The following is an 8298-nucleotide window of genomic DNA, read 5'->3' on the forward strand; positions in this document are numbered from 1 at the left end:
GGTCTTACATGATCGTCCACGTGTCGCCGGCCGTCAGCAGGCCGGCGAGCTGCTCCTCCGGGGCGCCGTTCGCCTTCGCCCTGGCCGTGCTGAGCTGCTCGTTGATGATGCTGTCGTAGGACGGGCGCCGGACCGACCGGAACACCCCCATCGGGGTGTGGCGCAGGTCGGCCTCGGCCAGCCGGGACAGCGCGAACGCGTACGCCGGGTCGGTGACCGTCGCGTCGTGCACGACGATCTCCTCCGGGGACACGCCCGCCGTCTCGCGCACCTCCAGGCCGAACGCCCCCGGCGGGTGGACCACGCAGAACTGCCCGTCCTTGCCGAACGTTATCGGCTGCCCGTGCTCCAGGCGGATCAGGTAATCATCCCGGGTCGCCGGCTCCTTGAGCTGGTCGAACGCGCCGTCGTTGAAGATGTTGCAGTTCTGGTAGATCTCCACGAACGCCGAGCCGTCGTGCTCGGCGGCGGCCCGCAGCACCGACTGGAGGTGCCTGCGGTCCGAGTCCATGGTCCGCGCCACGAACGTCGCCTCCGCGCCCAGCGCCAGCGACAGCGGGTTGAACGGCGAATCCGCCGAGCCCACCGGGGTCGACTTGGTGATCTTGCCGAGCTCGGAGGTGGGCGAGTATTGACCCTTGGTCAGCCCGTAGATCCGGTTGTTGAACAGCAGGATCTTCAGGTTCACGTTCCGGCGCAGCGCGTGGATCAGGTGGTTGCCGCCGATCGAGAGGGCGTCGCCGTCGCCGGTCACCACCCACACCGACAGGTCCGGCCGGGAGACCGACAGGCCCGTCGCGATCGCTGGCGCGCGGCCGTGGATCGAGTGGATGCCGTACGTGTTCATGTAGTACGGGAACCGGGACGAGCAGCCGATGCCGGAGACGAACACGATCCGCTCGCGCGGGATGTTCAGCTCGGGCATGAAGTTCTGCACCGCGGCGAGGATCGCGTAGTCGCCGCAGCCCGGGCACCAGCGGACCTCCTGGTCGGACTTGAAGTCCTTGGCGGTCAGCTTCAAGCTGATCGGCTGCTCAGGCATTCTTGACCACGTCCTCCAGCATCTGCTCCAGCTCCGCGGCGGTGAACGGCAGGCCGCGGACCTTGTTGTAGGGCACCGCGTCGACCAGGTACCGGGCCCGGATCACGTGCGCCAGCTGCCCCAGGTTCATCTCGGGGATCACCACCCGGTCGTACCGGGACAGCACCTCGCCGAGGTTGGCCGGCAGCGGGTTCAGGTGCCGCAGGTGCGCCTGGGCGAGCGTCAGCCCCCGCTGCCGCAGGCCCCGGCAGGCGGCGCCGATCGGCCCGTACGTCGAGCCCCAGCCCAGTACCAGCACCCGGGCGTCGCCGTCCGGGTCCTCCACCTCGACGTCCGGCACGCTGATCGCGTCGATCCGGGCCGCCCGGGTGCGCACCATGAAGTCGTGGTTCTGCGGGTCGTACGAGATGTCGCCGGTCTTGTCCGCCTTCTCCAGGCCGCCGATCCGGTGCTCCAGCCCGGGCGTGCCCGGGATCGCCCACGGGCGGGCCAGCGTCTCCGGGTCACGCAGGTACGGCAGGAACTGCCCCTGCGGGCCGTTCGGCTCGGCGGCGAACTGGACCGACAGGTCCGGCAGGTCGGCCACCTCCGGCAGCAGCCACGGCTCCGAGCCGTTCGCCACGTAGTTGTCCGACAGCAGGATCACCGGCGTGCGGTGGGTCAGCGCGATCCGCGCCGCCTCCAGCGCCGCGAAGAAGCAGTCGGACGGGGAGCGCGGCGCGATCACCGCCACCGGCGCCTCGCCGTGCCGCCCGAACAGCGCCATGTTCAGGTCCGCCTGCTCGGTCTTGGTCGGCATGCCGGTGGACGGCCCGGCCCGCTGCACGTCCACGATCACCAGCGGCAGTTCCAGCGCGACCGCCAGCGAGATCGTCTCGCCCTTCAGCGCCACGCCCGGGCCGCTGGTCGTGGTGATGCCCAGCGCGCCGCCGTACGCGGCGCCCAGCGCCGCACCGACCGCCGCGATCTCGTCCTCGGCCTGCATGGTGGTGATGCCGAAGCGCTTGTGCTTGCTGAGCTCGTGGAGGATGTCGCTGGCCGGTGTGATCGGGTAGGCCCCGAGGAAGACCGGCAGCTTCGAGCGCACGCCCGCGGCGACGATGCCCAGCGCCAGCGCCGCGTTGCCGGTGATGTTCCGGTACGTGCCCGGCTTCATCTTCGCCGGCTTCACCTCGTACCGGACCGAGAAGTCCTCGGTCGTCTCGCCGAAGTTCCAGCCCGCCTTGAACGCGGTGATGTTCGCCAGCACGAGTTCGGGGCGGGCGGCGAACTTGCGCTCCAGGAACGCCAGGGTCGACTCGTACGACCGGGAGTACATCCAGGAGAGCAGGCCGAGGGCGAACATGTTCTTCGCCCGTTCGGCGTCCTTCTTCGAGACCTCCTGCTCGGACAGGGCCCGGATGGTCATCGTGGTCAGCGCCACCGGGTGCACCGAGTACGCCTCCAGCGAGCCGTCCTCCAGCGGGCTCGCCGTATACCCGACCTTGGCCAGGTTGCGCCGGGTGAACTCGTCGGTGTTCACGATGATGTCCGCGCCCCGGGGCAGGTCCCCGAGGTTCGCCTTCAGCGCCGCCGGGTTCATCGCGACCAGCACGTTCGGTGCGTCACCCGGGGTGAGGATGTCGTAGTCGGCGAAGTGCACCTGGAAGCTGGAGACGCCGGGCAGGGTGCCGGCGGGGGCCCGGATCTCGGCCGGGAAGTTGGGCAGCGTGGAGATGTCGTTGCCGAGCTGTGCGGTCTCCGAGGTGAACCGGTCCCCGGTGAGCTGCATGCCATCGCCAGAATCGCCGGCGAACCGGATAACCACCCGGTCCAGTTGGCGGACCTGCTTGGTCACGGAAGATGACCTCCTCGGGATACCGGCGGGGGCGCGCCTGACGGGCCGGACCGCGTCGCTAGTCACTTGGAAGCGTACGTCGCCGGGGGCCTGATCCTCCGCCTCGGGTCCGGCTAGTGGAACCGAACCTTCCCGACTTTCCGGGCAAGCAACCGCTTTCCTAAACCCGAGGAGTCACAGAAGTGACGGCCGTCCCACCCGTCCGTGACGCCATTCCCGCTTCGGTAAGCTGCCCACATGAGCGGGTCCTATCTCGGCTCGTACGCCACCCTGGGCCTCCTGCTGCTCGCCGGCGCCGTCGTCTTCGTCGCCGCCTTCTCCGCCAACCGCCTCCTGCGCCCCGGCGCCCCCGCCAACCCGCCGGGCAAGACCCAGTCCTACGAGTGCGGCCTCGACCCGGTCGGCGGCGACTGGGCGCAGGCCCAGATCCGCTACTACGTCTACGCGTTCCTGTACGTGCTGTTCGCGGTCGAGGCGGTGTTCCTGTTCCCGTGGGCCGTGATCTTCGACCGCCCCGGCTTCGGCGCCGCTACCGTGGTGGAGATGGCGATCTTCGTCGCCGTCCTCGCCCTCGGCATCCTCTACGCCTGGCGCAAGCGCACCCTCCACTGGACCTGACCCGCGGTCCGGGGATCAGGCGAGGGCGCGGCGGGAGACGGCGGGGGCCCGGTCGCCGCGGATCGCGGCCACCATGTCCAGGACGCGCCGGGTGGGGCGCACGTGGTGGGCGCGGAAGACGGTGGCGCCGAGCCACGCGGAGACCGCCGTGGCCGCCAGGGTGCCCTCGAGGCGGTCCGCCACCGGCAGGTCCAGCGTCTCGCCGACGAAGTCCTTGTTTGACAGCGCCACCAGGACCGGCCAGCCGGTGGCGACCAGTTCGTCCAGCCGGCGGGTGATCTCCAGCGAGTGGCGGGTGTTCTTGCCGAAGTCGTGCGCCGGATCGATGAGGACGCCGTCGCGGCGGACCCCGAGCGCGACCGCCCGGTCGGCCAGCCGGGTGACCGTGCCGATCACGTCGGCCACCACGTCGTCGAAGGTGGACCGGTGGGGGCGGGTGCGGGGGCGCAGGCCGCCGGCGTGCGAGCAGACCAGGCCGGCGCCGGTGCGAGCGGCCACCTCGGCGACGTCGGGCTCGGCGCCCGCCCAGGTGTCGTTGATCAGGTCCGCGCCGGCCGCCACCGCCTCGGCGGCCACCCGCGGCCGCCAGGTGTCGATCGAGATGACCACGTCCGGGAACGCGGCGCGCACCGCGGCCACGGTGCCGACCGTGCGGCGGATCTCCTCCGCGACGTCGACCTCGTCGCCCGGGCCAGCCTTCACCCCGCCGATGTCGACGATGTCCGCGCCGTCCGCCACCGCCCGCTCCACCGCGTGCAGGGCCGCGTCGGCGGCGAACGTGGCGCCCCGGTCGAAGAACGAGTCCGGGGTGCGGTTGACGATCGCCATTACCGCGGGGCGGCGCGCGCCGAAGGTGCGTCGCCCGAGCCGCAGGGGCCCGCTCATCTGCGTCTCCCAACAAATCGAGGATCGTGCCAATGGTCGACCGGTGTGCCGGGGTCGCCCCGCCACAGGTTGTCATGCCACGATCGGCGTATGGCCCAGTTCCTCCTCGTGCTCGTCGTCGCGCTGACCGTCGGCGCCATCGTCTTCGGCGTCTCGGTCCTGGTGACCGGCGCCGACCCAGGTCTCGGCGCCGTCGAGCCGGACGGTCGCGCGGTCCCCCTGCCCGGTACCCGCCCCCTGGTGGAGGAGGACGTGCAGCGGGTCCGCTTCGACCTCGCCCTGCGCGGCTACCGGATGGCCCAGGTCGACCAGGCCATGCGCCGGGCCGCCTACGACATCGGGTACAAGGACGAGTTGATCGGCGTGCTGGAGGCGGAGGTCGAGGCGCTGCGCGCCGGTCGTACCGCCGACGCCGACGTGCTGCGAAGGGCCCGCGAGGCGGCGCTCCAGGCCGCCACCGCCACCGCCGAGCCCGGTACCGAGACCGCCCCCGAGCCGACTCCTGCCCCGGCCACCGCCGAGCGGACCAAGCCGGCCCCCACCGCCCAGACGGCCGAGCCGGCCCCCGCCGGCGCCACGGAGCCGGCCACCGAGCCGGTCGCGGTCGAGGCGGTTCCGGCGCAGCCGCCGGTGGACGAGACGGTGCCGGCCGCCGATGAGGCCGCTGATGAGCCCGCCGACAAGGTCGCTGGCGAACCCGCTGACAAGACCGCGGACGAGACCCCTGCCGAGCCCCCTGCCGCGGCCGCCGACGAGGCCGCTGACGAGGCCCCGGGCGGGTCTGAGGAGGCGAGCGCCCCGGCGGAGGTCCCGGCTGCGGAGCCCGCGGCTACGGGGCCCGAGGATCGGAAGGGCGTCGATGAGCCGCGGGACGGCGTGCCGGCGGCGACCGAGCCGAGCGACAACGGTGGTGGTCCGGTGGCCGAACGCCTGCCGGAGGACGGCGGTGAGGGGCCGCACGGGCCGGCGAGCGCCGCGGAGACCGGCGCACCGGCGGCGGGCGGCCGGTGACCGCGGGGGAGCCGGCAGACCCGAACCCGCCCCCGGAGGGGTGGCCCGAGGCGGCGCGTCCCGGCGCCGGCGAGGTGACCGCCACCGTCATCGTGAACGCGCCCGCCGAGCGGGTCTACGCGGCGTTCACCGCCTGGGAGCGGCAGGGCGACTGGATCCCGTTCACCCGGGTGCGGATCGTCGAGGGGGACGGCGGGGAGGGCAGCCTGATCGAGGCGGTGACCGCGGTCGGGCCGGCGGTGCTGCGGGACGAGATGCGGGTGGCCAGCCTCGACCCGCCGTACGAGGTGCGCGTGGTGCACTGCGGGCGGCTGCTGCGCGGCCCGGGCGTGCTGCGGTGCACGCCGATGGAGCGGGAGCGCACCCAGGTGGTCTGGCACGAGTGGTTCCACCTGCCCGGGGGCGGGGCGGGCCGGGTGGCCTGGCCGCTGCTCTGGCCCGGGTCCAAAATCAGCCTGACCCAGGCGCTGAAGCGCTTCGCCCGGCTCGTGGAGGCCGGACGGCTGCCGTGACTGTCGGTGCCCCTGGTTAGGGTCGGCGCGTGGCTGATGTGGTGGTCGGCGCGGACGGGTTGGCCCGGTGCGCCTGGGGCGGCAGCACGCCGGATTACGCGGTCTATCACGACACCGAGTGGGGCCGGCCGGTCCGCACCGACGACGGGCTGTACGAGCGGCTGACCCTGGAGGCGTTCCAGTCCGGCCTGTCCTGGTTGACCATCCTGCGCAAGCGGGCGGCGTTCCGGGCCGCCTTCGACGGGTTCCGCATCCCGAGCGTGGCCGCATACGGCGAGGCGGAGGTGGCCCGGCTGATGGCCGACGCCGGCATCGTCCGCAACCGCGCCAAGATCGAGGCGGCGATCGTCAACGCCCGGGCCGCGCTGGACCTGCCGGCGGGCCTGGCCGCCCTGCTCTGGTCGTTCGCGCCGCCGCCGCGGGAGCGCCGTCCGGCCGGCCTCGCCGACGTGCCGGCGCTCACCCCGGCGTCCACCGCGCTGGCCAAGGCGCTGAAGAAGGCCGGTTTCCGCTTCGTCGGCCCCACCACGGCGTACGCGTTGATGCAGGCCACCGGCATGGTGGACGATCACCTGGTCGGCTGCCACGTGGCCGCTGCGGCCGCCGTGATGGGATGAACCCATGGCGCAGTGGGCTGTGGTGTTGCCGGCGGAGCGGGTCGAGGCGGAGCGGCTGTTCCACCACGACCGGGTCGAGGTGTCCGGGAGGGGCGGCGAGCCTCCGGCCCCCGGCGACGAGGTGGTCTTCCTGACCGAGAACGTCGCGCTGGCGGCGTCGGCGGTGGAAGGTGGCGTGGTCGCGCCGGGCGCCCTGGCCGCGGTGGCGCTCGGCCGGGTGACGCCGGACGGCTCCGTCGCCTACACCCGCCGCGCCTTCGACGCCCCGCAGCCGGCCGGCGGGCTGGCGCTGACCGGCCCGCTCACCCGCCTCGACCCGGCCGACTTCCGGGATCTCGCCGGCCGGCTGGCCCCGCCCGGCGCCCGCCGCGCCTTCCTGGTCAGCGTGGACCTGCCGATCGAGGCGGAGACCCCGGCCGAGGCGGTGGGCCGGTTCTGGTCGTACGTGATGGAGTTGGGGCCGCGCGAGCTGCCGGCGTTCGTCTGGCCGTCCGGCCAGGAGCTGGCGATGCAGGCGTACGTGCTCGGCGTCGAGGCCAATCAGGACCCGGAGGAGGACGATTGACCGCCCGCCAGGCGCCCGTGCCCGGCGAGCCGTTCGCCCGTGCCAGGTAGCCGGGCCGTGGGGTGGCCGGGCCGCTGAGCCCACAGCCGGGCGCCCGCCGCCCCCTGGTCGCCAGCGACGTGCCCGCCGCCCGCCGCCACCTGCCATCAATCGACGACGCTACGGCGCCGCGGCTCGCAGCCGAGCTGCGGCGAGCTGTTCGCCATGCCCGGCCGAGCCGCGGCGAGCCGTTTGCGGTGCCCGGCCGAGCCGGGCGGCTGGGCCGCTGCGGCCGGCCTGCGAGTCGGGGGCGGTCAGCGGCCGGTGAAGGTGGGGCGCTGCTTGGCGACGAAGGCGGCGGTGGCGTTCCGGTGGTCGGCGGTGGCGCCGCAGATCGCCTGGGCCTGCGCCTCGGCGGCGAGGGCGTCGGAGAGCATCGCGCCGTTGCCCAGGGAGAGCTCCCGCTTGATCGCGCCGTAGGCCACCGTCGGCCCGGCAGCGAGGCGCGCGGCGAGTTCCCACGCGGCCGGCAGGACCTGCTCGTCGTCGTCGGTCAGCCGGGTGAGCAGGCCCAGCCGGTCGGCGTCGGCCGCCCGGACCGGCTCGGCGAGGAGCATCAGCTCGGTCGCCTTGGCGTGCCCGACCAGCCGCGGCAGGCTCCACGAGACGCCGGTGTCCCCGGCCAGGCCGACGTTGGCGAACGCCATGAGAAACGTGGTGGACGGTCCGCCGATGCGGAAGTCGGCGAGCAGGGTGAGCGCGGCACCGGCGCCGGCGGCCGTGCCCCGCACGGCGGCGATTACCGGCTTGGGCAGGTTGGCCAGGCGCTGCGCGATCGGGTTGTAGTGCTCCCGCACGGTGTTCAGCCCGCCCCCGCCGGCCAGCACGTCGACGTGCTCGCGCAGGTCCTGTCCGACGCAGAAGGCCCGCCCGGCGCCGGCCAGGACCACCGCCCGGCAGCTGCGGTCCGCCTCCAGTTCGGCCAGGGCGTCTCGGAGTGCCTCCTTGAGTGCGACGTTGAGGGAGTTCAACGACTCCGGCCGGTTCAGGGTCAGGGTGGCGACGGCGTCGGTGCGCTCGACGAGCAGCGGCTCGGTCACGGCGTTCGGGTGCCTCCTCGGTCGGGCCGGCGGGGCGCCGGCGGTCGGGCGTGCGGTCGGGCCGGCGGGGCGCCGGCGGCCGGGCGTGCGGTCGGCCCGGCTGCCGGCTACGTCGGTGCGCCCGGAACCCGG

Annotated in this window: 8 protein-coding genes and 1 pseudogene; 5 read left to right on the forward strand and 4 right to left on the reverse strand. The window is 73.7% G+C overall.

The annotated features are described in order from the left end of the window. Positions 1 to 4 precede the first annotated feature (4 nt). Together KJS59_RS16755 and KJS59_RS16760 are read right to left on the reverse strand one after the other, a co-directional pair. On the reverse strand, positions 5 to 1042 hold the full coding sequence (locus tag KJS59_RS16755; protein WP_213453827.1) for a 2-oxoacid:ferredoxin oxidoreductase subunit beta: 1038 nt from the start codon (positions 1040 to 1042) through the stop codon (positions 5 to 7). Further along, a complete protein-coding gene (locus KJS59_RS16760; RefSeq protein WP_213453828.1) occupies positions 1035 to 2879 on the reverse strand; it encodes a 2-oxoacid:acceptor oxidoreductase subunit alpha in 1845 nt (614 codons plus the stop codon). The genes KJS59_RS16755 and KJS59_RS16760 overlap by 8 nt, the downstream gene beginning before the upstream one ends. Before the next feature lie 237 nt (positions 2880 to 3116). Between KJS59_RS16760 and KJS59_RS16765 the strand changes: the two genes are divergently transcribed. After that, the gene (locus KJS59_RS16765; protein WP_213453829.1) at positions 3117 to 3497 is read left to right on the forward strand and encodes an NADH-quinone oxidoreductase subunit A; all 381 of its coding nucleotides are present in this window, start codon (positions 3117 to 3119) and stop codon (positions 3495 to 3497) included. Positions 3498 to 3512: 15 nt separating this feature from the next. On the opposite strand, the gene folP is transcribed toward KJS59_RS16765, so the two are convergent. Next, positions 3513 to 4382 carry a dihydropteroate synthase gene (gene folP / locus KJS59_RS16770; protein ID WP_213453830.1) on the reverse strand — a complete coding sequence of 290 codons (870 nt, stop codon included), beginning with the start codon at positions 4380 to 4382 and terminating at the stop codon, positions 3513 to 3515. 90 nt (positions 4383 to 4472) lie between these two features. Here folP and KJS59_RS32435 point away from each other — a divergent pair. The 4 genes and pseudogenes from KJS59_RS32435 to KJS59_RS16790 all read left to right on the forward strand — a co-directional run. Continuing rightward, positions 4473 to 4826 (forward strand): annotated as a pseudogene (locus KJS59_RS32435) (DivIVA domain-containing protein); the annotation flags it as partial. A gap of 563 nt (positions 4827 to 5389) precedes the next feature. Next, positions 5390 to 5905 (forward strand): SRPBCC family protein, encoded by a 516-nt coding sequence (locus tag KJS59_RS16780; RefSeq protein WP_213453832.1) that lies wholly within the window; start codon positions 5390 to 5392, stop codon positions 5903 to 5905. A gap of 29 nt (positions 5906 to 5934) precedes the next feature. Then, positions 5935 to 6522: a DNA-3-methyladenine glycosylase I gene (locus KJS59_RS16785; protein ID WP_213453833.1), complete on the forward strand. Its 588-nt coding sequence runs from the start codon at positions 5935 to 5937 to the stop codon at positions 6520 to 6522. 4 nt (positions 6523 to 6526) lie between these two features. Further along, entirely contained in the window at positions 6527 to 7087 is a 561-nt protein-coding gene (locus tag KJS59_RS16790; protein ID WP_213453834.1) for a hypothetical protein, read from the forward strand. 293 nt (positions 7088 to 7380) lie between these two features. On the opposite strand, the gene KJS59_RS16795 is transcribed toward KJS59_RS16790, so the two are convergent. After that, a complete protein-coding gene (locus KJS59_RS16795; protein WP_213453847.1) occupies positions 7381 to 8166 on the reverse strand; it encodes an enoyl-CoA hydratase-related protein in 786 nt (261 codons plus the stop codon). Positions 8167 to 8298 lie beyond the last annotated feature (132 nt).

This window comes from Rhizomonospora bruguierae (assembly GCF_018397995.1).
GTDB classification, from domain to species: domain Bacteria; phylum Actinomycetota; class Actinomycetes; order Mycobacteriales; family Micromonosporaceae; genus Rhizomonospora; species Rhizomonospora bruguierae.